The organism is Nonomuraea sp. NPDC050547 (assembly GCF_044457345.1).
Lineage (GTDB): Bacteria > Actinomycetota > Actinomycetes > Streptosporangiales > Streptosporangiaceae > Nonomuraea.
Window position 1 is genome coordinate 118989 of record NZ_JBITGW010000008.1, and the last position, 21889, is coordinate 140877.

At 71.4% G+C, this 21889-nt stretch carries 21 protein-coding genes and 1 pseudogene; 8 read left to right on the forward strand and 14 right to left on the reverse strand.

Annotation, left to right across the window (positions count from 1 at the left end; translation table 11 throughout):
* Positions 1–2 precede the first annotated feature (2 nt).
* The 3 genes from ACIBHY_RS21160 to ACIBHY_RS21170 all read right to left on the reverse strand — a co-directional run bounded on the left by ACIBHY_RS21160 (position 3) and on the right by ACIBHY_RS21170 (position 2817).
* The gene (locus ACIBHY_RS21160) at positions 3–374 is read right to left on the reverse strand and encodes a hypothetical protein (RefSeq protein WP_397251746.1); all 372 of its coding nucleotides are present in this window, start codon (positions 372–374) and stop codon (positions 3–5) included.
* Between the two features lie 57 nt (positions 375–431).
* A complete protein-coding gene (locus ACIBHY_RS21165; RefSeq protein ID WP_397251745.1) occupies positions 432–1772 on the reverse strand; it encodes a PQQ-binding-like beta-propeller repeat protein in 1341 nt (446 codons plus the stop codon).
* Between the two features lie 61 nt (positions 1773–1833).
* On the reverse strand, positions 1834–2817 hold the full coding sequence (locus ACIBHY_RS21170) for an SGNH/GDSL hydrolase family protein (protein ID WP_397251743.1): 984 nt from the start codon (positions 2815–2817) through the stop codon (positions 1834–1836).
* Positions 2818–2944: 127 nt separating this feature from the next.
* On the opposite strand from ACIBHY_RS21170, the gene ACIBHY_RS21175 reads away from it, so the two are divergent.
* The gene (locus ACIBHY_RS21175; protein WP_397251742.1) at positions 2945–4321 is read left to right on the forward strand and encodes a cystathionine beta-synthase; all 1377 of its coding nucleotides are present in this window, start codon (positions 2945–2947) and stop codon (positions 4319–4321) included.
* Here ACIBHY_RS21175 and ACIBHY_RS21180 read toward each other — a convergent pair.
* Positions 4318–5175 (reverse strand): NAD(P)-dependent oxidoreductase, encoded by an 858-nt coding sequence (locus ACIBHY_RS21180; RefSeq protein ID WP_397251741.1) that lies wholly within the window; start codon positions 5173–5175, stop codon positions 4318–4320. The two genes, ACIBHY_RS21175 and ACIBHY_RS21180, sit on opposite strands and share 4 nt — an antisense overlap.
* Positions 5176–5238: 63 nt before the next feature.
* Here ACIBHY_RS21180 and ACIBHY_RS21185 point away from each other — a divergent pair, with 63 nt between their 5' ends.
* Positions 5239–8403 carry an AfsR/SARP family transcriptional regulator gene (locus ACIBHY_RS21185; protein ID WP_397307513.1) on the forward strand — a complete coding sequence of 1055 codons (3165 nt, stop codon included), beginning with the start codon at positions 5239–5241 and terminating at the stop codon, positions 8401–8403.
* Here ACIBHY_RS21185 and ACIBHY_RS21190 read toward each other — a convergent pair.
* A pseudogene (locus ACIBHY_RS21190) lies at positions 8326–9348 on the reverse strand (sensor histidine kinase); the annotation flags it as partial. The gene ACIBHY_RS21185 and the pseudogene ACIBHY_RS21190 overlap by 78 nt on opposite strands.
* A gap of 193 nt (positions 9349–9541) precedes the next feature.
* On the opposite strand from ACIBHY_RS21190, the gene ACIBHY_RS21195 reads away from it, so the two are divergent.
* Positions 9542–9754, forward strand: a complete 213-nt coding sequence (locus tag ACIBHY_RS21195) for a hypothetical protein (protein ID WP_379637629.1) — start codon at positions 9542–9544, stop codon at positions 9752–9754.
* Between the two features lie 109 nt (positions 9755–9863).
* Positions 9864–11003 carry a cystathionine gamma-synthase gene (locus ACIBHY_RS21200; RefSeq protein WP_184967592.1) on the forward strand — a complete coding sequence of 380 codons (1140 nt, stop codon included), beginning with the start codon at positions 9864–9866 and terminating at the stop codon, positions 11001–11003.
* Here the strand turns inward: ACIBHY_RS21200 and ACIBHY_RS21205 are convergent.
* Complete coding sequence (locus ACIBHY_RS21205; protein ID WP_397251738.1) at positions 11000–11428, reverse strand: hypothetical protein; 429 nt, start codon at positions 11426–11428, stop codon at positions 11000–11002. The genes ACIBHY_RS21200 and ACIBHY_RS21205 overlap by 4 nt on opposite strands.
* A 10-nt stretch (positions 11429–11438) precedes the next feature.
* Entirely contained in the window at positions 11439–11564 is a 126-nt protein-coding gene (locus ACIBHY_RS21210) for a hypothetical protein (RefSeq protein WP_397251737.1), read from the reverse strand.
* A 123-nt stretch (positions 11565–11687) separates the two neighbouring features.
* On the opposite strand from ACIBHY_RS21210, the gene ACIBHY_RS21215 reads away from it, so the two are divergent.
* Positions 11688–12110 (forward strand): DUF6292 family protein, encoded by a 423-nt coding sequence (locus ACIBHY_RS21215; RefSeq protein ID WP_397251736.1) that lies wholly within the window; start codon positions 11688–11690, stop codon positions 12108–12110.
* Between the two features lies 1 nt (position 12111).
* On the opposite strand, the gene ACIBHY_RS21220 is transcribed toward ACIBHY_RS21215, so the two are convergent.
* Both ACIBHY_RS21220 and ACIBHY_RS21225 read right to left on the reverse strand, forming a co-directional pair.
* Positions 12112–12339, reverse strand: coding sequence for a hypothetical protein (locus tag ACIBHY_RS21220; RefSeq protein WP_397251735.1), 228 nt, complete (start codon positions 12337–12339; stop codon positions 12112–12114).
* A 98-nt stretch (positions 12340–12437) separates the two neighbouring features.
* Positions 12438–13202: a GntR family transcriptional regulator gene (locus ACIBHY_RS21225; protein WP_397251733.1), complete on the reverse strand. Its 765-nt coding sequence runs from the start codon at positions 13200–13202 to the stop codon at positions 12438–12440.
* 114 nt (positions 13203–13316) lie between these two features.
* Between ACIBHY_RS21225 and ACIBHY_RS21230 the strand changes: the two genes are divergently transcribed.
* Positions 13317–13694 (forward strand): DUF6292 family protein, encoded by a 378-nt coding sequence (locus ACIBHY_RS21230; RefSeq protein WP_397251731.1) that lies wholly within the window; start codon positions 13317–13319, stop codon positions 13692–13694.
* Here the strand turns inward: ACIBHY_RS21230 and ACIBHY_RS21235 are convergent.
* The 3 genes from ACIBHY_RS21235 to ACIBHY_RS21245 form a co-directional block, all read right to left on the reverse strand.
* Positions 13691–15646: a hypothetical protein gene (locus tag ACIBHY_RS21235; RefSeq protein ID WP_397251902.1), complete on the reverse strand. Its 1956-nt coding sequence runs from the start codon at positions 15644–15646 to the stop codon at positions 13691–13693. The two genes, ACIBHY_RS21230 and ACIBHY_RS21235, sit on opposite strands and share 4 nt — an antisense overlap.
* A gap of 123 nt (positions 15647–15769) precedes the next feature.
* Complete coding sequence (locus tag ACIBHY_RS21240) at positions 15770–16471, reverse strand: hypothetical protein (RefSeq protein ID WP_397307514.1); 702 nt, start codon at positions 16469–16471, stop codon at positions 15770–15772.
* 58 nt (positions 16472–16529) lie between these two features.
* Positions 16530–17957, reverse strand: a complete 1428-nt coding sequence (locus tag ACIBHY_RS21245; RefSeq protein WP_397251727.1) for a sigma 54-interacting transcriptional regulator — start codon at positions 17955–17957, stop codon at positions 16530–16532.
* 122 nt (positions 17958–18079) lie between these two features.
* Between ACIBHY_RS21245 and ACIBHY_RS21250 the strand changes: the two genes are divergently transcribed.
* Positions 18080–19249: an FIST N-terminal domain-containing protein gene (locus ACIBHY_RS21250; protein ID WP_397307639.1), complete on the forward strand. Its 1170-nt coding sequence runs from the start codon at positions 18080–18082 to the stop codon at positions 19247–19249.
* On the forward strand, positions 19246–20235 hold the full coding sequence (locus tag ACIBHY_RS21255; protein WP_397307515.1) for an ROK family protein: 990 nt from the start codon (positions 19246–19248) through the stop codon (positions 20233–20235). Before ACIBHY_RS21250 ends, ACIBHY_RS21255 begins: the two co-directional genes overlap by 4 nt.
* Here the strand turns inward: ACIBHY_RS21255 and ACIBHY_RS21260 are convergent.
* Positions 20232–21044: a hypothetical protein gene (locus ACIBHY_RS21260; protein ID WP_397307516.1), complete on the reverse strand. Its 813-nt coding sequence runs from the start codon at positions 21042–21044 to the stop codon at positions 20232–20234. The two genes, ACIBHY_RS21255 and ACIBHY_RS21260, sit on opposite strands and share 4 nt — an antisense overlap.
* Positions 21044–21889 (reverse strand): hypothetical protein, encoded by an 846-nt coding sequence (locus ACIBHY_RS21265; RefSeq protein WP_397251720.1) that lies wholly within the window; start codon positions 21887–21889, stop codon positions 21044–21046. Before ACIBHY_RS21265 ends, ACIBHY_RS21260 begins: the two co-directional genes overlap by 1 nt.

Here is a 21889-nt window from a genome sequence, read left to right on the forward strand (position 1 = left end):
CGTCAGTTGCCGCAGGCCCGGGTGATGACCTGGAGCGAGCCGGTGGTCTCCGAGCGGATCTTCTGGATGGCGGCCGGAACGTCGGTGACCTCGGTCTCCTGGTAGGAGCGGGCCAGGGCGCTCAGGGCGTCGTTGAGCGTGGCGTTGCCGGACTTGACGCCGATGTTCTTCAGCCGCTCCGCCGCCGCGTCCACGGCCTTGTCCAGTTCGGGGGGATTGCCCGCCAGGCCGGGGATCTTCGACAGGAGGTCGTCGGCGACCTTGGTCGCCTCGTCGCAGGCCTCCGTCGCGTTGAGGATGGCTCCTGCCTCCTGGATGGTGCCGCAGCCAGAGGCGAGAACGACCGCGACGAGAACGGCCGGGAGTCGTCTCATGCGTGCGACCCTACCCAACCGGTGTGGGGGCCGGTCCCGGAACCGGCCCTGGGGGCGCTATCCGTACATGCCGGGCGCGTTGGGGGTGCCGTCGTTGACGCCGTGCAGGGCGCCCTTCTCATCGCGCCACATGCGCCAGCCCTCCTGGCTGCCAGTGAACCACGACGGCGGGGCGGACGAGCCGGGGACGCGCTTGCCCGCCGCCAGGTCGTACTCGCAGACCGCGGCCACCGAGTAGAAGCCCGGCGCCTGCCCGCGCAGGGGCAGCGGCTTGGGGTCGGTGACGCAGAAGCTCCAGCCGGTCTCGTCCTCGATCGGCAGGGGCTTGCCCGAGGCCAGGTCGTAGGCGGTGCCCTTGGTGTTGTGCTTGAGGAAACCGAGCTTGTCCATGCGGTCGGGGAAGGCCAGCCACCAGCCGGAGCCGGGCACCTGGGTGGCGGTGATCTGGCCGACGACGCGGCCGCTGTCGGAGTCGAGGCGGGCGAATCCGCCATAGGCGCCCTGCTGGTCGACCGGGCGGACGACGGGGGCGAAGCCGGGGTTGCCGCTCGGGTAGACGCGGACGACCGAGGGCCGCATCCAGTTGATGGTGCCGTCGCCGATCCGCATGGAGAACAGCCCGAACGTGGAGACCTTCTTGGTGCGCGGGTCGGTGTAGGGGGCGATGTAGCCGGTGAGGTTGTCGCCGGTGGCGCCGAAGGCCCAGCCGCCCGACATGTCGATGCCGGGGCCGAGCGCCTGCTCCAAAGGCTGCTGCCACTGGAGCTTGCCGGTCTTGAGCTCGTAGGACTCGATCATGGGGTTGGCCGCGAGCCTGAGCAGCAGGACCCGGTTGGCGTCCGACCACTCGACCTCGGCGAGGCCGGGCAGTTTCCACATGGTCTTGCCGGTGCCCGGTTCGAGCACGACGACGCGGGCGCCGCTCAGCGCGGTGTGCTCCGACAGGCAGATGTACGGCCCGCAGCGCTGCGGCCCGAACGTCGAGTGCACGGGCCTGGCCCACTTCTGCTGGCCGGTGCGCCCGTCGCGGGCGATGAGGGTGGCGTTCCAGCGGGACTTCTTGGCCGGGTCGAGCGCGACGACCACGGGGCGGCCGTCGGCGGCGGGCACGATCGCGGGGGCGGAGACGCCCATGCCGGGCAGGCGTCCGGCCATCGTGGCCGGGTACTGCCACAGCTTCTTGCCGGACCTCTGGTCGAGTGCGACGGTCTCGAGGTTGCCGTCGGGCTTCATGGAGGTGGTCGTGACGACGCCCGCTGCGGCGGCCATCCGGCTGACGGCGTTGACGTCGGTGTTGTGCCACGTGGGGAATTCGGCGGTGGCCGCGTCGCTGCCGGAACAGCCGGCGGCGGCGAGTACGGCGAGGGCGAGGGCCGGTTTCGTGAGAGGTCGGAGCACGAGGCTATCCATCTCCAGTGGGGACGGGGCGTGGCGGCTCGGCCTCGGAGGGTGACCGGGGTCAGGCGTCGTTGAGCAGCTCTCCCAGTCGCCGGCGGAACAACGTCACCCACTTTCCGTAGGGGCCGGTCGCCCGCCCGGCGACCCGGGTCGCGCTGACCTCGGTTCCGGGTTCCTCCGCGGCCGTGGCCGCCGCAAGGTAGATCGGTTGCAGTCCTTCGCCACGGACGGGTCGCGGCTCGGGCCACAACGCCAACGCAGCGCATACAGAAGGTAGCACCGCGTAAGCGGCCTGGGCGTAACCTCGGTCAGATGGATGGAAACGATCCGGTCCGAACATTTCGCCCGGGTTTGTTGCGAATTCTGGGCCGAGGATGTCGGCGAAGGCGACCGTCCTGCCGCCCGCCTCGACCACGGCCACCGTCTGCGCGGCGGCCAGCTGGCGGCTCCACCGCCGGGTGACCCAGCGCAACGGCTGCGCCAGCGGGCGTACGGTCCCCAGGTCCGGGCAGGTCCCCACGACCACCTCCGCCCCCGCCTCCCGCAGCCGGCGCACCGCCTTGGACAGATGCCGCACCGCCACCGCGGGCGGCGTCTGGGTGGTGACGTCGTTGGCGCCCACGAAGACGATCGCGATCTCGGGCCGCACCCGCAGCGCCTGGTCCACCTGCTCGCCCAGATCGGCGGAGGGCGCCCCGGAACGGCCGAAGACGTCGAGCCGCACCGGGCGCTCGGCCACGGCGGCCAGGCCATGGGCGAGCAGCACCCCCGGCGTCGTGGCCGGATCGGTCATGCCGAGCCCGACGGAGGTCGAGTCGCCGAGCATGACGAGCCGCACGGGCTCGCCGGAGAAGTCCCCGTACACGCCGTCGGACGGCGGGCCCTCCATGCCGTGCGGACGGCCGATCACCTTGCGCGCGACCAGGCTCTCCGCCATGAGAAGGCCGTAGGCCGTGGCTCCCAGGGCCGTCAGCCCGCCGCCTCCGAGCGCGGCAGCGGCTGCGATCTTCCGCGCCGCCCGCGCCACCCCCGGTGTCCAGATCACGTAGCGTGCCCCCCTCGACCCCACTGGCGGTAGCGTTTGTCTGAAACTAGCCGAGCGCCCGCCACCCCCTGGGGATCTCGGCGCCTGGCAAGCTGACCAAGCTTCGGTAAAGAAGGTGAACACCTCGGTGCGCGTTTACGATTCCCTGGTCGAGCTCATGGGGAACACCCCGCTCGTCCGGCTGCACAAGGTATCCGCGGGACTGCCTGCCCAGGTGCTCGCCAAGGTCGAGTACTTCAACCCCGGCGGATCGGTCAAGGACCGCATCGCCGTACGCATGATCGAGGCCGCCGAGCAGTCGGGAGCGCTGCGGCCCGGCGGCACGATCGTGGAGCCGACCTCGGGCAACACCGGCGTCGGCCTGGCCATCGTGGCCCAGACCAAGGGCTACCGGTGCGTCTTCGTGGTCCCCGACAAGGTCGCCCAGGACAAGATCGCCGTGCTGCGCGCCTACGGCGCCGACGTCGTGGTCTGCCCGACGGCCGTCTCGCCCGACCACCCCGAGTCCTACTACTCGGTCTCCGACCGGCTGGCCAGGGAGATTCCCAACGCCTGGAAGCCCGACCAGTACTCCAACGAGAACAACCCCGACTCCCACTACCACTCCACGGGGCCGGAGCTGTGGGAGCAGACCGACGGCCGGATCACCCACTTCGTGGCGGGCGTGGGCACGGGCGGCACGATCAGCGGCACGGGCCGCTACCTCAAGGAGGTCTCCGGCGGCCGGGTGAAGATCATCGGCGCCGACCCCGAGGGCTCGGTGTACTCCGGTGGGTCGGGTCGGCCGTACCTGGTGGAAGGGGTGGGCGAGGACATCTGGCCGGCCACCTACGACACCACGATCTGCGACGAGATCATCGCGGTCTCCGACAAGGATTCCTTCAACATGACCCGCCGCCTGGCCCGCGAGGAGGGGCTGCTGGTGGGCGGTTCGTGCGGGATGGCGGTGGTGGCGGCGCTGCGCGTGGCCGCCAAGGCCGCTCCGACGGACATCGTCGCCGTGCTGCTGCCCGACGGCGGGCGCGGCTACCTGTCGAAGATCTTCAACGACGACTGGATGGCCGACTACGGCTTCCTGACGACCTCCTCCGACGAGGGGCTGGTGGCCGACGTGCTGGCCCGCAAGGGAGCGGGGCTGCCGGAGTTCGTGCACGTGCACCCGCACGAGTCGGTCGGCGAGGCGATCGCGATCATGCGCGAGTACTCGGTGTCACAGCTGCCGGTCATGAAGGAGGAGCCGCCGGTCATGGCGGCCGAGGTGGTCGGCTCGATCGTGGAGCGCGACCTGCTGGAGGCGCTCTACCGGGGGCGGCTCAAGGCCGAGGACCCGATCGCCGAGCATATGTCGCAGCCGCTGCCCACGATCGGCGGCGGCGAGCCGGTGGCGCGGGCGGTCGAGGCGCTGGAGAAGGCGGACGCCGCGGTGGTCCTGGAGGACGGCAAGCCCGCCGGGCTGCTCACCCGGCAGGACCTGCTCGCCTTCCTGGCCAACTCCGCGCACTAGGGCTTCTTGATCGATTCGATCACGGCGCCGAGGCCGTCGGCGCCGTGCCCTTCCCGGTCCGTGCGCGCGAACAGCTCCTTCAGCGCCGCCGGCATGGAGGTCTCCAGCCCGGCTTCGCGGAAGGCGTGCAGGGCGTGCTCCATGCCGACGGCCTGCATGTGCAGGCTGTTCTCCGCGCCCGGGTAGACGCCGGCGTCGATCTCCTCGCTGAGGATCTTCAGATAGCCCATCGGCCCGTCGCCCGCCACCGAGCCCACGAGCCCCTGGAAGAAGGGCACGCTGTCGGCCGCCTTCACCCCGGCGCTGCCGAGGAGCGCGGCGGAGTACATGTACGCGGTCAGCGTGGACCAGAACACGTACAGCTGCGACTGGTAGTACATCATCGCCAAGCCCTCGTCCGCGCCCACGTGGACCACCTCGCCCAGCGCCGCGAGCGTCGCGGTGTGCCGGTCGAGCACCTCGCGCGGCCCGCTGTAGAAGGCGAAGGAGCCCGGCTCGCCGATGCCGGGCGGCGGCACCATGATCCCCGCCGTGATCAGCACACCGCCGCGCTCCGCCACCCACGCCGCGGCCTCCCGCAGCTTGGCCGGGGTGTCGGAGCTGAGGTTGACCAGCACCTTGCCGTCGAGGTCCACGCCGTCGAGGCTGTCGTACATCGCCTGGTACTCGAGCTGGCTGATCACCATGAGGTCGCCGGTGGGCCGCTCGGCCCGCTTGGCGCCGAGCGCCACCAGAGGATCGGCTTTGGCGGCCGTCCGGTTCCACACGGTCACCTCGAAGCCGGCCTTGAGAAACGTCCGCGCCATCTGGGCGCCCATCGGCCCGAGGCCGATCACTGTCACCTGAGTCGTCATGGCTTCACCCTGCGAGAGGCCGCTACGGAATCTCCACGGACCCGCTACGGGTTTAATCGGTACGTGGTGAGATTCGGGGTGCTGGGACCGCTCGCGGTGTGGGCCGACGACGATGAGCCGCTGCACGTGGCCGAGCCCAAGGTGCGCGCGCTCCTGGCCGATCTGCTCGTGCACGGGGGCCGCCCGGTCTCGGCGGACCGGCTGATCGACGACCTGTGGGGCGAGCGCCCCTCGCGCAACCCGACCGGCACCCTGCAGGCCCGCGTCTCGCAGCTCAGGCGTGCCCTGGGCGATCCCGGCCTGGTCGTGCGCGGACCCGGCGGCTACCGGATCGTGGCCGAATGGGTCGACGCGGCCCGGTTCGAGGAACTGCTCGCCCGCCGCGCCGTCCCGCCGCACGAACGCGCGGCCGAGCTGGACCGGGCGCTGGCGTTGTGGCGCGGCCCCGCCTTCGCCGACATGGCCGACCTCGACTTCGCCAGGCCCGCGATCGCGCGACTGGAAGAGCTGCGCCTGGCCGCCGTCGAAGAGCTGTCCGAGGTACGGCTGGCCCTCGGCGAGCCGGTCGAGGTGGCCGGCCTGGTGGCCGAGCACCCTCTGCGCGAGCGGCTGAGAGCCGTCCACATGCGCGCCCTCTACCGGCAGGGCCGCCAGAGCGAGGCCCTGGCCACGTATGCCGACCTGCGCGAGAGGCTGGCCGGAGAGCTGGGCCTCGACCCGTCGCCGGAGCTGGCCGAGCTCCACACCAAGATCCTCCGCCAGGACCCCGAGCTGCGCCTGAAGCCGGTGCGCCAAGGCCCCGAGCTGCGCCCGGAGACGGTGGGCCAGGACCCCGGGCCGCGCCCGGAGATCGTGCGCGGCGACCCCGGGTCCGAGGCCCGTGACGACCGCTCCGCGCCGGCGCGCCTGCCCGCCGCCCTGGCCCCGCTGGTCGGCAGGGACGACCAGCTCGCCGAGGTCGTCGCCCGGCTCGGCCGCGACCGGCTGGTCACGCTGACCGGCCCCGGCGGCGTGGGCAAGACCAGCCTCGCCCTGGAGGTGGCCCGCCGCCGCACCGAGCGGGTGTACCTCGCCGAGCTCACCGGTACCACCCACCCGGCCGACGTGCTGGCGGCGGTGGCCGGGGTGCGCGACGACTCCTCGCAGCCGCTGGAGCCGCGGATCGCGCGGGCGCTGAGCGGCAGGCGGGCGCTGCTCGTGCTGGACAACTGCGAGCATCTGGTCGAGCCGGTGGCCCGGCTGGCCGCGACCCTGCTGAAGGCCGCGCCGGAACTGCGCGTGCTGGCCACGAGCCAGGAGCCGCTGGGCGTGACCGGCGAGCGCGTCCACGTGGTGCCGCCGCTGGCCGAGGACGACGCGGTGGCCCTGTTCGCGGCGCGGGCCGGCATCGAGCCGGGCCCGGCGGTACGCACGATCTGCCGCAGGCTGGACGGCATCCCGCTGGCGCTGGAACTGGCCGCGACGCGGGTCCGGGCGCTCGGGGCCGATGAGCTGGCCAGACGGCTGGACGACCGGTTCCAGCTGCTCAACACCGGGATGCGGGACGCGCCCGCGCGTCAGCGGACGCTCCGGGCGATGATCGACTGGAGCTGGGATCTGCTGTCGGAGCCGGAGCGGCTGGTGTTGCGGCGGCTGGCCGTACACGCTGACGGGTGCACGCTGGAGGCGGCCGAGCAGGTGTGCGCCGAGCCGGGCCACGACGTGCTCGACCTGCTGGCCAGGCTGGTCGACCGCTCGCTGGTCACGGCGGGGCCGCGGTTCCGGCTGCTGGAGTCGGTGGCGGCCTATGGGGTGGAGCGGCTGCGGGAGGCCGGTGAGTACGAGCTGGTCAGGGAACGGCACGCGCGCTACTACACGGCGCTGGCCGAGCGCGCCGACCTGCGCGGGCACGGCCAGCGCGACTGCCTGAAACGCCTCGACCAGGAGAGCGGCAACCTGCGGCTGGCGCTCGAAGGGCCGGAGCCGCTGCGGCTGGTGAACGCGATGGCCTGGTACTGGTTCCTGCGCGGGCGGCTGGGCGAGGCGCGCAGGTCGCTGGCCTACGCGCTGACCAGGGGCGGGCCATCGGGGCAGAGCGCGATGGCGGCCATGTGGCTGGCCGGGTTCACCAAGGTGATCGGCGAGCCGGCGGAGGCGGTGCCGTACGCGGACCTGGATCCGCTGGGGCGGGCCCTGCACGACTGGTTCCTCAGCCATGTGGCCTGGGCCTACGGCGGCTTCTCCGTCCACGACGACCAGGTGGAGAAGGCGCTGACGGCGTTCGGCGCGATGGGGGAGCGCTGGGGCGTGGCCGCGGCGCTCGCGCTGCGGGCCAGGCTGGCGGTGGGCCGCGGCGACCTGGCGGCCATGGAGCGTGACGGCGCCCGCAGCCTGGAGATCTTCGGTGAGCTCGGCGACCGCTGGGGTCAGGCCGAGGCCATGGACGCGCTCGACATGGCGGCCGAGATCCGCGGCGACTACGCGCGGGCCGCCGGGCTGCGCGAGGAGCAGCTGCGCCTGGCGGGGGAGCTGGGCATCGCCTCGCCGTTCAAGCTCTCCGGGCTGGGCCGTCTGGCGTTGCTGGAGGGCGACTACGCGCGCGCCGACGACTACCACGAGCGGGCCCGCGCGCTGGCGGTCGAACAGTCGGTCAAGTCCGCGGAGGAGCACGCCGTGATCGGGCTGGCGATCAGCGCGCGCCGCCAGGGCCGCTTCGCCGATGCCGAGGACCATCTGCTGCCGTGGTTCGCCTGGCTGCGGCAGGTCGGCGGCACGCCGGGCATCGCGTTCGCGCTGGCCGAGCTGGGCTTCGCCGCCGAGCAGCGGGGCGACGCCGAGACCGCGCTGGCCCGGCAGGAGGCGGGCTACGCGGCCGCCGTCTCCACCGGCGACCCGCGCGCGGTCGCGCTGGCGCTCGAAGGGCTGGCGGGCGCGCTCTCGCTGGCCGGTCGCGCCGAGGAGGCCGCCCGCCACCTGGGTACGGCCGCCGCCATGAGGAAGTCGGTGGGCGCCCCGCTGCCCGACGGCGAGCGGCTCGACGTCGACCGGATCACCGCCCGCGTCAGGACGAGCCTGGACGCCGGGGCCTTCACCGAGGCCTTCCGCTCAGGCGAGCGGGAACTCGGCGATCACCTCCCAGTAGCCCTCGGGCGTGGGACCGGCGAAGAGCCTGCCGCCCAGGGCCTCCACCCGCTCGGCCATGCCGACCAGGCCGAAGCCGCCACCCAGCCGGGCCACCCTGGGGTCTGAGGCCGACCCGAAGTTGCGCACCCGCAGCCGCACCAGATTGGGGAAGGCGCGCAGGTCCGCCTCGACCCAGGCCGCGCCGGGCGCGTGCCTGCGCACGTTCGTCAGCGCCTCCTGAAGCACGCGGTGCAGGGTGGTGACGACCTCGGGCGGCAGCGTGCCGTCGCCGACGCCCTGGCCGATCTCGAAGGCCACCTTCGGCCCGCTGGCGGAGAAGCGCTCGGTCAGCAGGCGCAGGTCGGCCAGTGTGGTGCCGGGCCTGCGCTCCGCCTCGTCCTCCGCGCGCAGCACGCCGACCAGGCGGCGCATCGACGTCAGCGCCTCCGCCCCGGCTCCGGCGATCGCGTCGAGGGCGGGCACCACGGCCTCCGGCTTCATCTCGGCGACGGTCTTGGCGGCCTGGGCCTGGACGACGATGCCGGTGATGTGGTGGGCGACCAGGTCGTGGAGCTCTCTGGCCAGTTCCAGGCGTTCGGCGCGGCGTACCGAGAAGACGGCTTCCGAGCGGCGTTCCTGCTGGAAGCGGAGGTAGCCGCCCACGCCCGCCGCCAGCGACCAGCCGGCGAACAGCAGGAACGAGAAGGCCAGGCCCGCGTTCTGGTAGTCGCGGCCGGCGGCTTCCGCCAGCAGGACGACCAGGGCGACCAGGGCGAAGACGGCGGCCTTGCGCACAGGCTGGATGTGGCGCAGCACGCCGATCGTGAGGATGAGCACCGCGCCGGACTCCGCCATGCCGGGCACGCCGTCGTAGTCGGTGGCGCTGATGATCGTGGAGGTGACGAAGCTGAAGGCCAGCAAGAAGGTGAAGCCCTCGACCCGGCGCTTGTGCCGGGCCAGCACGGCGGCGATGCCGGCGATGCCGCAGAAGGGCACCAGCCACTGGGGTCCGCCGACGCTGGCGGCGGCCGCCACGTCGATCATCAGCATCAGGCCCAGCCAGCCGATCATGGCGATTTCGCTGAGTCTGCGGATCCAGTAGACGAAGCGCTTGGTGTCCCCCACGGCATCGAGCCTAAGCCGGAAGTCGGAGCACCCGTATCAACCGTTCGGCCGAGTGGCGACGCCGCAGACCAGACCTTCAGCGGAGGTGGAAGGGGTGGGTCGTCACCGATGCTGGATATGTCGGAAGGGAGACGGGGAAATGGTCGTCATCGGATTCGTGTTGCTGGGTGTGGGACTGGTCGTGGGTGTACTGCTCGCGCTGGCCGACCCCGTGATGCTCTCCAGGATCAACGGAGAGCCCGCCGAGGGCGGCAGCGGCCGCCACATCCACGCGCCGCGTGCGGTGCACGAGGGTGAGGTGGTTCAGCTGCCGAGCCGTACCGGCGACCGGCGCCAGCCCAAGGCGGCCTGAGACAGGGCTCGCGGCGGCGGGCATGGCGCCGGCGAGCCTTGGGGGAGGGATCGGCCCGCGAGACCGTTGGGGGACGGAATCGCGGGCCGGTTCCGTTACCGTGGCGGGTATGAGCAACGGATTCGAAACGCTGGCGATCCACGCAGGTCAGGAGCCCGACCCGCTGACCGGCGCGGTCGTCCCGCCGATCTACGCGACGTCCACCTACAAGCAGGACGGCGTGGGCGGACTGCGCTCGGGCTATGAGTACAGCCGCTCGGCCAACCCGACCAGGACCGCGCTCGAAGAGGCGCTGGCCGCGGTCGAGGCCGGCGCGCGGGGGCTCGCGTTCGCCTCCGGCCTGGCCGCGGAGGACACCGTGCTGCGCACCGTGTGCCGGCCGAACGACCACGTCATCATCCCGAACGACGCCTACGGCGGCACCTACCGCCTGTTCGCCAAGGTCAACGAGCGCTGGGGGCTGCGCTACGACCCGGTGCCGCTGGGGAACCTGGACGCCGTCGCCGGGGCCATGACGCAGAAGACGAAGATCGTCTGGGTGGAGACGCCGACGAACCCGCTGCTGGGCATCGCCGACATCGCCGGGCTCGCCGAGCTGGCCCACGAGAACGACGCGCTGCTGGTCGTGGACAACACCTTCGCCTCGCCGTACCTGCAGCGGCCGCTTGAGCTGGGGGCCGACATCGTCGTGCACTCCACGACCAAGTACGTGGGCGGCCACTCCGACGTGGTCGGCGGCGCGCTGGTGGCGCGTTCGAAGGAGCTGGGCGACGAGCTGGCCTACCACCAGAACGCCATGGGCGCGGTGGCCGGGCCGTTCGACGCGTGGCTGACGCTGCGCGGGCTCAAGACGCTGGGCGTGCGGATGGACCGCCACTGCGACAACGCCGAGCGGGTGGTCGACCTGCTGCTGGCGCACCCGAAGGTGACCCAGGTGCTCTACCCGGGCCTGGGCGAGCACCCCGGCCACGAGGTGGCGGCCAAGCAGATGAAGCGCTTCGGCGGCATGGTGTCGTTCCGCGTGGCGGGGGGCGAGGAGGCCGCCGTGGAGGTGTGCAACCGCGCCGAGCTGTTCACGCTGGGGGAGTCGCTCGGTGGGGTCGAGTCGCTGATCGAGCACCCGGGCAGGATGACCCACGCGTCGGCGGCGGGCTCGCCGCTGGAGGTCCCGGCCGACCTGGTGCGGTTGTCGGTGGGCATCGAGACGGTCGACGACCTGCTCGCCGACCTCACCCGGGCACTCGGCTAGGACGGCACGACCATCAGGAACAGGATCGCCAGCCAGATCAGCGTGACCACGCCGGCGATGGCGGCGATCCGTCCTGTCTGCACCTTCGCGTCGTCGTCCGGGGTCTCGCTGGACAACGCCTGGACGGCGGTGCGCAGGTCGCGTTCGACGAGGACGATCAGGACCGCGGCCACGATGAACAACGTCATGGACGCGGTCATGTTCCACTTGCCCAAGGTGCCGTTCCCGGCGATGACCCCGGCTCCGATGCCGAAGATCAGCACGCCCAGCGAGAGCAGGGCGTAGAGCCGGGTCGAGCGGTGGATGAACGTCAGCAACGCGGCGTTCTTGGTGCGAATTGCGCGGGGGGCGGCGTGCGTCAGCGCGGTGAGCGGCCCGACCGCGAAGATCGCGAAGGCGATGTGCAGCCAGATAAGCAGGGACATGCCGCAGAGACTAGTCCCCGGCGATCTCGGCCTGTGGCTCGACACTCTCTTCGCTCTTGCGGGAGCACCGCATGCACAGCTCGAAGGACGTCACGGTGATGACCATGATCATGATGAGCAAGACCATTGCGAACATGGCACTCCCTCCTTCCCCGAATATCCTCCGTAATGACTAGACGCCCTGGCAACGGAATAAGTTCAGCCCGGGTATCGTTGCGTACCGCCGTTTTCATCCGTTCAGGCACAAGGGGGTGCCGTCGTGGCCGTCAGGCACGTCGAGCCGTACACCGATGAGTGGCAGCGTCAGCCGCGCTGCTACGTGAAACAGGTGGTCGAAGTGCTCGACGCCGAGGTGGCCGAATGGTGGGAGGGGCCCGGCGAGCCGCGTGCGGCGACGGTCCTGGTGACCGGCGGCTCGGCGCTGGTGTGGGACGAAGAGAGCGGCTGGCGGCTCGGCCGCTTCCTCTCCGGGGCCCGTGACGAGCACACCGAGCTGGCCGATGTGCGCTATCTGGGTGGCGGTCTGCTGCCCCGGCCCGAGCGGGTTCCCGCGGCCCTGTCGGACGCGCGGCTCGGGATCGGTGCGAGCAGCGCCTGGCGGCCCTGCTACCGCTCGCACCGCAACTGCCGGGACGGGTTCGATGTCGCGCTGGACTTCTGGTCCGGCCTGGTGCGTGCCTAGTTCAGGCGGGTGTGACGGTCTGACGCCCTTCCTGGGCGGCGCACTGCGTGCAGTCGGTGTTGTTCACGTGAAGGCCGAGGATCCCGCGGGTGCAGCGGGAGAAGGGCCCTGGGGCGCGGTGGGTCGGTGACCCGCGCCAGTCCTCTCTGAGGACACTGAGCACGATCATGACGAACGTGCCGGTCGCTCCTCCGATCAAGGCGATCGGGATCATGAGGTACAAATCCATGGGTAATTATGGCAGCGGCACCCCGCCTGTCATCAATAGGTGGACATAGAAGAGGAACCGCCAGGTGATCTGGGTTGGCGGAATACAATTGACTACACTTATTGGGATAAGTGGCCGGAGCCTGCATAATTGATTTCGTAGGCCAGGTGGGTCATATCGCTGGCGTAGATCGCCACCGTGAGCCGGATCGGCCGCTCGGCCGAGTACGCCGTCCTGATCACCTCGACCACCGGCACCCCCGCCCTGCGGCCGAAGAACGGGACCTCCTGCGGCGTCGGCATCCTGGCCAGCACCACGTCGCGATGGCGGACCTGCACGTGGCCGTGGTCGGCCAGTTCGCGGATCGTGCCGCGCTCCAGGTCGACGGGTAACATCAGGCCCGTTCCCTCGGCCACGTCCAGCGGATAGAACGAGTCCTGCAGCGACCAGCTCTCCCCGTCGACCAGCCGCCGCGACAGGCGCACGACCACCACGGAACCTTCAGGGATCTGCAGGTAGGAGGCGACTTTCGGGCTCGCCTCCCGGAACTCCATGGTGAAGCCCTCCTGCGCGGGCTGGCGGCCCTGCTCCTCCACCGCGGAGGTGAAGGCGTCCTTGCCGCTCGCCGTGCGCAGGCCCTCCCTGTTCGACATGACCATGGTGAAGGTCAGCCGCGTGTTCACGTACGTGCCCAGCCCCTGCCGCGACTCCACCAGGCCCTCGTTGGCCAGGACGGCGATCGCCAGGCGGACGGTGTTGGTGGAGACGCCGAAGAGCCGCTCGAGCTCCGACTGGGACGGCAGGCGCTGACCTGGCTGAAGGGACCCGGCGGTTATCTTCTTCCGCAGGTCGTCGGCCACCTTGCGGTAGAGCGGCTCGGACATGCTCTCATTGTCCGCTTATTGGTATGAGCGGTCTAGGTCCTGGCTTTACAGCTTCGCCGCCCGGCGGGACGATTTCCTTCCGTCCCATTTCCCGAGAGGAAAGGCAGAATCAGGATGCCGGTTCCCTATAGCCAGGAATGGCTGAGGTTGCCCCTGGGTTACGTGTCGTCGGTAGCAGCCGCGGTGGAGCATGTGATGTGGTGGGACGACCCCTTCGACCCGCGGGACGCGACGATCCTGCTGGAGGGAGGCGACGCCCTGGTGTGGGACGAGGAGAGCGGGTGGCGCCGCGGCCGGTTCGTCTCGGGTGAGCGGGGTGTGCGGACGGTCCTGGCCGGGGTCCGTTACCTCGGGGGCGGGGTGCTGCCCGAGCCGGCCGAGGTGGCCGCGCTGATGGCGCGGGGCGGCGGCCGTACCAGAGTCGCCTACCGCTCCTTCCGCGACCTGCACGACGGGTTCGACGCCCGGCTGGGCCGCCACGCCCTCGTCTAGCGGGCGCGGCGCAGCCGGAGGAAGTCGCTGACCACGTACTCGCCCAGCCGTTCGGCGCTGGGCGAGAACACCCGGCCGCCGTTGCGGCGGGCGACCTCGTCGACGAACTCGCGCAGCCGGTCGTCGGCGGCCAGCATGAACACGTTGATCGTGGCCCGCCGCCTGGTCATCTTGTCGACCTCGGCCAGCGTCAGCTCCAGCGTCTCGTGGGAAGGCGGCCACTCGAAGGCCGAGCGGCCGTTGCGCATGAGGTGCGCGGTGGGCTCGCCGTCGGTGACCACGAGCACGACCGGCTCGAAGTCGGGATGGCGGTCCAGGTGCCGCCCGGCGATCAGTAGCGCGTGGTGCAGGTTCGTGCCCTGCACCATGTCCCAGTCGAGCCCGGCCAGCTCGTCCGGCTGCAGCACCCGCGCGTAGTTGGAGAAGCCGATGATCTGCACGGCGTCCTGCGGGAATTTCGAGGCCACCAGCGCCTGCAGCGCCAGCGCGGTCTGCTTGGCCGCCGCCCACGTGCCCCGCAGCGCCATCGAGTACGACAGGTCCACCAGCAGGCAGACCGCCGCCGCGGTGCGCCGCTCGGTCTCGGCGACCTCGAAGTCGTCCACGGACAACCGCAGACCTCCCGAGGTACGGCCGCCGCCGTTGCGAATGCCGTTGACCAGCGTGCGCACCACGTCGATGGGCTGCTCGTCCCCGAAGCGCCACGGCCGCGAGGACCCGGTCAGCTCGCCGGCCGAGCCCGCGTCGTGCTGCTCGTGGTCGCCGCGCCGCCCGGCGTCCAGCGAGGCGAACACGCGGCGCAGCGCGGTCTCGCCGAGCCTGCGCACCGCCTTGGGCGTCAGCTCCAGCTTCCCGCGCCGGCGCAGCAGATAGCCTTGCTCCTCCAGTTCCCGTTCGATGCGCCGCAGCGCCTCCAGGTCGTCGACGGCCGAGCGGCCGAGCGCCCGGCGTACGGCGGCCTCGTCGATGTCGTCGAGCCTGGCGCCGGGATAGTCCTGGCGCAGTGCCGCCTCCAGCTGGGTGAGGTCGGCCAGCTCCTCCAGGGCGGTGACGGCGTCGCCCATGCCGAGCGGCTCGTCACCGGTGAGGCGTTCCGGGGTGTTCCAGGCGAGGTCGGGGCGGCGGGCGGTGAGCGCGTCGCCCAGGCGGCGCATCTGCTCGCCGAGCCCGGCCTGCTCCAGGGTCTGGTTGATGAGGCCGCCGAGTTCCTCGCGCTGGCGCGGGGTCATCGAGGCCAGCATGCGCTGCGTGGCGGCGGCCCGGCGGGCGAGGATGTCGACCAGCTCTTCCAGCGTGCGCGGTTTCTCGGGGAACATGTCCCCGTACGTGGCCATGAAGGCGTCGAAGTCGGCTTGGGTGTGCTCGCCGCGGGAGTCGCGCTCCAGCATCTCGTTGAGGGCGGCGACCATCTGGCGCACACGTTCCATGGCCGCCGGGTCGGGGTTGGCCAGCGCCTCGCGCAGCCCGCGGAACTGGGTGTCCAGCACCTCCCTGCGCAGCAGGTCGCGCAGCTCGTCGAAGGTCTGCCTGGCCGCGGCCGAGCGCCACTCGTAGGAGCTCAGCTGCTGGATGGCGCCGGCGGTGTCCTCGGGCAGGCCGTCGAGCTCGGCCTCGCGCATCCTGGCCGCGTCGGACGGGTCGGGGAACAGCTCGGCGCGCTCCTGGCCGATCGCCTTGTCCAGCAGCGCGCGGGCCCGCTCCAGGGTGCCGTCGAGCCTGCCGCTCTCGCGCAGTTCCCGGCGGCGGCGCCGTACCTCTCGGAGCATCTCGTCGAGGCCGCGGCGGTCGCGCGCGCCGGGCAGGCCGCGCTTGAGCAGGTCACGCAGCGCGTGTACGGGCGTGGAACCGGACAGGATCGCATCGCCCATCTCGTCCAACGCCGCTCGCACGTCATAAGGCGGCGCGAGGGGATCGGGGCCGTCCTGATACTCGCCATAGCGATAAGCCACGATCTCACGCTAACTCGTCTTTTGTTCTTCTGTTACGGCAAGCCGCCCCCACACCACCCGCCGCCGCCGGTTTCCGCCGATCGTGGGGGTCGCTTCTCACGTCGGACGGGGCGCCCGCCGTCACGGTCACGCGTCCCCGAAGACCTCCCACACGCTCAGCAGCTCGTTGCTCAACGGGTTGTAGTGCACCACGGCGAGGTTGCCGCCCTTGAAGACCTTGGAGAAGTCCTTGTTCGTGCAGCCCTTGGTGCCGAGGCCGTCGTCGTCGGCGTTGACGGGCCTGCCGGTCAGCCAGCCGTCGCCGCACTTGGCGGTGACCCGGTTGAAGGTCAGGCGCCAGGTGTAGGTGAGGTGGCGCGTGCCGTAGGCGACGGTGTCGGCGTCCACGCGCTTGATCACGCCCTTGGCGGTCTGGGTGTACCACTTGGCCGGCTGGAACTCGCTGATCCTGATCGCCTTCTTGCCCGAGTAGACGATCTTCACGGGGTTCGGGCCGAGCTGGAGCGTGAAGGCCAGGTCCTTGGGCGTGCAGCGGGTCTTGCCGAGGCCGTGGGCGTCCTGGGCGATGCGGCCCTCGGTCTCCTTCAGCCCGCAGGCGACGGTCAGGCGGCTGAAGCCGGCCGAGCTGTAGCCCAGCCTGAGCTCCTTGGCGCCCTTCGTGGCGGCCAGCCTGTACTTCTTGCCGTCACGGGTGGCCGTGACCGGTGTGATCCGCAGGGTGCCGGCTCCGTCGGCCCAGGCGTAGCCGTACACGGTGGTGGCGCTGGTGGTGGTGGCGGGTGTCAGCGGAGCCGCGGCGACGAGCGCGGCGATGAGCAGAGAGTGCATTGGGCGGTCCCCCGGTGTCGTGAACTACCAGGTTGGACGCGCGGGACCGCCCCGATGTTCACGTGCGGTAGACGTTCACTCCGTCAAGATCGTCCTTCGACAGCCGGCGCATGAGGTAGAGGCCCTCCAGCGCGAACTCCAGGGCCGCCGCGGCGTGACCGGGCGACTCGTCGCCGGCGCCCATGCCCAGCTTGGCCATGATCTTCGCCAGGCCGTTGACCGGGCCGATCCGGCGCAGCAGCTCCGCGGCCGGGACCAGCTCGCCCGACTCCACCTGGCTGCCCTCGGCGAACTTGTCGGTCAGCGGCGCGAGGTCGGTGCCGCCCAGGCGGTTTCTGAACGTCTCGGCCGTCGCCCGGCGCAGCAGGTGAGCCAGGATCTCGGTCTCCCTGCCCTCCTCGCTGACCTCGAACTCGACCTTGCCGCGCAGCGTCGGCACCATGCTCGGCAGGTCGCAGACGCGGGCCACCGCGTGCTCCTCGCCGGTGATGGCGGCCCTGCGCACCGCGGAGGCGGCGGCGGTCTCGGCGGCGGCGATGGAGAAGCGGGCCGAGACGCCCGAGCGGGCGTCCACCGCGGTCGACTCGCGCACGAGGCGGGTGAAGCGGGCGATCACCTCGATCAGGTGCTCGGGGATGTCGGCCCCGATGTCGGGCATCGACTCCTGGCGGATGAGCGTGAGCTCGTCCTCGACCGACTGCGGGTAGTGGGTGCGGATCTCGGCGCCGAAACGGTCCTTCAGCGGCGTGATGATCCGGCCGCGGTTGGTGTAGTCCTCGGGGTTGGCGCTGGCGATGAGCAGGATGTCCAGGGGCAGGCGCAGGTTGTAGCCGCGTACCTGGATGTCGCGCTCCTCCAGCACGTTCAGCAGCGAGACCTGGATGCGCTCGGCCAGGTCGGGCAGCTCGTTGACGGAGAAGACGCCGCGGTTGGTGCGCGGGACCAGGCCGTAGTGGACGGTCTCCGGGTCGCCCAGCGTGCGCCCCTCGGCGATCTTGATCGGGTCGACGTCGCCGATCAGGTCGCCGACCGAGGTGTCGGGCGTGGCCAGCTTCTCGCCGTAGCGCTCGTCGCGGTGCTTCCAGGCGACCGGCAGCTCGTCGCCCATCTCCCGCGCCTTGCGCTGGCACGTGGTGCAGACCGGCGCGTAGGGATGGTCGTTGATCTCGCAGCCCTCCACGACCGGGGTCCACTCGTCGAGCAGGCCGGTGACGGTGCGGATGAGCCGGGTCTTGCCCTGGCCGCGCTCGCCCAGCAGGACCAGGTCGTGCCCGGCCAGCAGAGCGCGTTCGAGGTGGGGCAGGACCGAGTCGTCGAAGCCCACGATGCCGGGAAAACGGGGCTCGCCTGCCCGCAGCTTGGTCAGCAGATTATGGCGGACCTCTGCTTTGACACTGCGATGAACGTGATCGCTCGCTCGCAGCTCGCGGAGAATTCGAGGCTGATGCACGGGAACGAGACTACGTCTCCTGCGAGCCGTTCGCATCGTGGTGAGATTTCGGATCTTGACTATTGCGTGACGGTTCGTGCGCGTGCTTGTTGCTCCAGTGGGGAGAATCGGGCCTAAGGGAACCAGCAACAGCAAGGGAGGCGAGACGCGTGGCCCTGATGACGAGCCGCTTCGCTGATGGCCTCGCCGTGGGATCCGACCTGAGCGCGACCGCCGAGCGCGCTGTGGGGCAGGCCCTGTCGAGGCTTGCCGGCAAGGCCGACCTGGTCTGTTTCTTCATCTGCGGCGATGACCCCGACGACGTGGCGGAGGCCGGCCGCCGGGCCATGGCGCTCGCGCCGGACGCGCACGTGATCGGCTGCAGCGCCACCGGCGTGATCGGCGACGGTCAGGGCGTCGAACTCGCGCCGTCCGTCAGCGCCTGGGCGGCGACGCTCGACGGCGCCAGACTGACCACCTTCGCCCTGGAGACGCTGACCGCCGAAGACCGTTTCGTCGTCGTCGGCCTTCCGGAACGCGGCGCCGACGACCACGTGGCCGTCCTGATGGCCGACCCGTACACCTTTCCCACGGACGCGTTCGTCGAGCGCTCCGTGGACGTGCTCGGCGACCTGCCGATCATCGGCGGCCTCGCCAACGGAATGAGCGGCAGAGGCTCGGTCCGCCTGTTCGCCGACGGCCAGGTCTACACCGAGGGCGCCATCGGCGTGCTGATCAGCGGCCAGGTCAACGTCAGCACCGTGGTCAGCCAGGGCTGCCGTCCGATCGGCCCCACCATGGTCGTCACCCGCGCCGAGGAGAACCTGCTGCTCGAACTGGCCGGCCAGCCCGCCCTCGCCCGCCTGGAGGACATCGTCAGCGACCTCGACGAGGACGACCGCGACCTGGTCGCCTCCGGCCTGCAGATCGGCCTGGCCATGGACGAGTACGCCGAGCGCCACGAACGCGGCGACTTCCTCATCAGAGGCGTCCTCGGCATCGACCCCGACCGGGAGGCGGTCGCGATCGGCGACGTCGTCGAAGTCGGCAGAACCGTCCGCTTCCAGGTACGCGACGCCGCCACCGCCGACGAGGACCTCTACGACCTGCTCGACGCCCACCGCGAAGAGCTGGGCAAGGTCGACGGCGCGCTGCTGTTCGCCTGCAACGGCCGCGGCTCCGCCATGTTCGGCACCGCCGACCACGACGCCGTCGCCCTGCGCGACACCCTCGGCCACATCGGCATGGCCGGATTCTTCGCCGCCGGCGAGGTGGGCCCGGTCGCCGGGCACAACCACGTCCACGGCTTCACCGCCTCGGTCCTGGTCTTCTCCTCGGGCAGCCGGTGATCCTCGCGATCGACGTCGGCGGCACCAAGATGGCGGCCGCCCTGGTCGCCCCCGACGGCGCCGTACGGCGCACCCGCCGCCTGGCCACCCCGCAGGAAGCCGACGCCGAGACCCTGTGGAAGACCCTGCTCACGCTGATCGAGCCCTACGACGGCTTCAGCGGCGTCGGCGTGGGCTGCGGCGGGCCCATGGACTGGCCCTCCGGCGAGGTCTCGCCGCTCAACATCCCCGGCTGGCGCGCCTTCCCCCTCGGCGAACGGCTGGCCGCCCGCTTCCCCGGCAAGCCCGTGCGCGTCCACAACGACGCCATCTGCCTGGCCGTCGCCGAGCACTGGAAGGGCCACGGGCGCGGCAGGGCCAACATGCTGGGCATGGTCGTCTCCACCGGAGTCGGCGGCGGTCTCATCCTCGGCGACCGGCTCGTCAACGGCGGCACCGGCAACGCCGGGCACATCGGGCACGTCATCGTGGAGCCCGGCGGTCCGCCCTGCGGCTGTGGCGGCCACGGGTGCCTGGAGGCCGTCGCGCGCGGGCCGGCGCTCGTGGCGTGGGCGCAGGGGCAGGGCTGGACGCCCTCACGGGTGGAGGGGGCGGAGCAGGCTGAGGGGGTGGAAGGGGCTGAGAGGGCGGAAGGGGCGGCTGGGCCGTACCGGGAGGATCGGGAGGCGACGGGGCAGATGCTGGCGGCCGACGCGCGCCACGGCGACCCGATCGCCCGCGCGGCCCTCGCGAGGGCCGGACAGGCGCTGGGCCTGGCGATCGCCTCCGCCACACACCTGTGCGACCTGGACGTGGTGACGATCGGCGGCGGGCTGGCGCAGTCGGGCGCGTTGCTGTTCGAGCCGCTGGAGCGGACGCTGCGCGAGCACGCGCGCATGGACTTCGCGCGCCGCCTGTCCGTCGTCCCGGCCCTGCTCGGCCAGGAGGCCGGCCTCGTGGGCGCGGCGGCGCTGCTCCTGGGCGGCGACAGGTACTGGGCGGCTTAGTCGATCGCCCATTCCCGGGCGACGCGCTCCCTTGTCTCGGCCTGTCTCTGGTGGGTCCTCCTGAAGGTCCGCGTCGCGCAGGTCAGGTCGGCCAGCGCCGCCTTGATCTCCCTGTCCAGGTACGGCCCGGCCTGAGCGGGCGAGAGCGTCGGCAGATACTCCACGCCCTCCTTCCGGATCGGGAACTCCGCGCCGGCCAGCCGGTTGCGTTCGGCGACGAACGACTCCATCAGCTGGCTGGAGATCCGGCTGGGCAGGGCCGAGCGGACCGTGTAGCCGTAGTCCTCCAGGCAGGCGGCATATTTGCGGGCGGACATCCGTGCCGGGGGGTAGCTGTCGAACTCCCGCGCCAGGGCCTGACCCAACGCCTTCTTCCGCTTCCGGTCGAGGTCGAAGCGCCCGGTGACCTGCCTGCCTGTGAGCCGCAGTACCGCCGAACCGAGGCAGACGTCGTAGGCGCGGCTGTAGGCGCGTAGCTGCGTGAGGGACAGCGCCGAGGTCAGCCGGTCGTTCGGGTCGAAGGGGAGTGCCGCGAGGCCGCCCGCCTCCTTGTCGGTGGTGTGGACGTACATGGCGAAGACCTTGAAGCCGTACGTGGCCCGGCTCCGGCGTTCCTGCTCGGGGGTGTTCTGGCTCGGCGGGCGCCGGGGGGAGTCGGCCGGGATGTACCTGAACCCCTGATCCTTCATGCAGGCGGCCATGAGGGTCTCGCGCCGGTTCGCCACCGGCGTCGCCCCGGACTCGGGAACGGGCGCCGCGGGGCCCGCGACCATCACCGTGGCCAGCGCGAACGCCAGCGACCCCCGCACTACTCCTGCCCCCACTCCCGGTTGACGCGGGCGTGGACGGCGTTCGCCCGCGGCTGGTAGACGGGGTAGAAGTCCTTGCCGCACTCCAGGTCGTCCAGGGCGGCCCGCACCTCCTCCCGGAAGTACGGCGCCGCCTCGAAGCGGGACAGGTCGGGCATCACGTTGCCCCGCATCCGGGGCCACTGGCGGCGGCCGAGCTCCCACAACTGGTCGAGCAGCGAATTCTGGACCTGTGAGGTGATCTGGCTCGGACGCGGGTCGGCCACGGGGCGGCCCTTGGACTTCAGGCAGGCGGCATAGTCCCGCGCGCTCGCGGTCAGCTGGAAGTCCGAGTCGAGCGCGCGTTGCATCGCCGCCTCCGCGGCCACTTTGAGCTGGGCGTCGAGGTCCTCGTAGCCCGTCACCTTCCGGCCGAGCGCTTTCCCCGCCGACCAGGCGTAGCACGAGGTCTGGGCCTCGAAATAGGCCTGCGCCTGAGCGCGCGACAGGGCTTTGATGATCTCGGTGTTGGGGTGCATGCGATAGGCCGCGACGCCCCCGGGGCCGGTGTCGTCGGGGAAGACGAACCGGGCGAAGATCCGGAAACCGTGCTTCTCCCGGTCGGCCAGCATGGCCGCGTAGTCGCCCTCGGTCAGCCCGCGCTCCGCCTCCGTCACGGGGACCGGCGCTTCGAGGTCCTGGATGTAGCGGAAGCGGTGCCGCTTCATGCAGTCCGCCATCAGGCTCTCCCTGAGCTGTTTGGGCGACAGCGGCGGCCGGTGCGCGACGGACGGTACGGCGGGCAGCGTGCTTGAGGCGCTGACCAAAAGGATGGTCAGCGCGGTGGCCAGTTGCCGGAGTCCCAT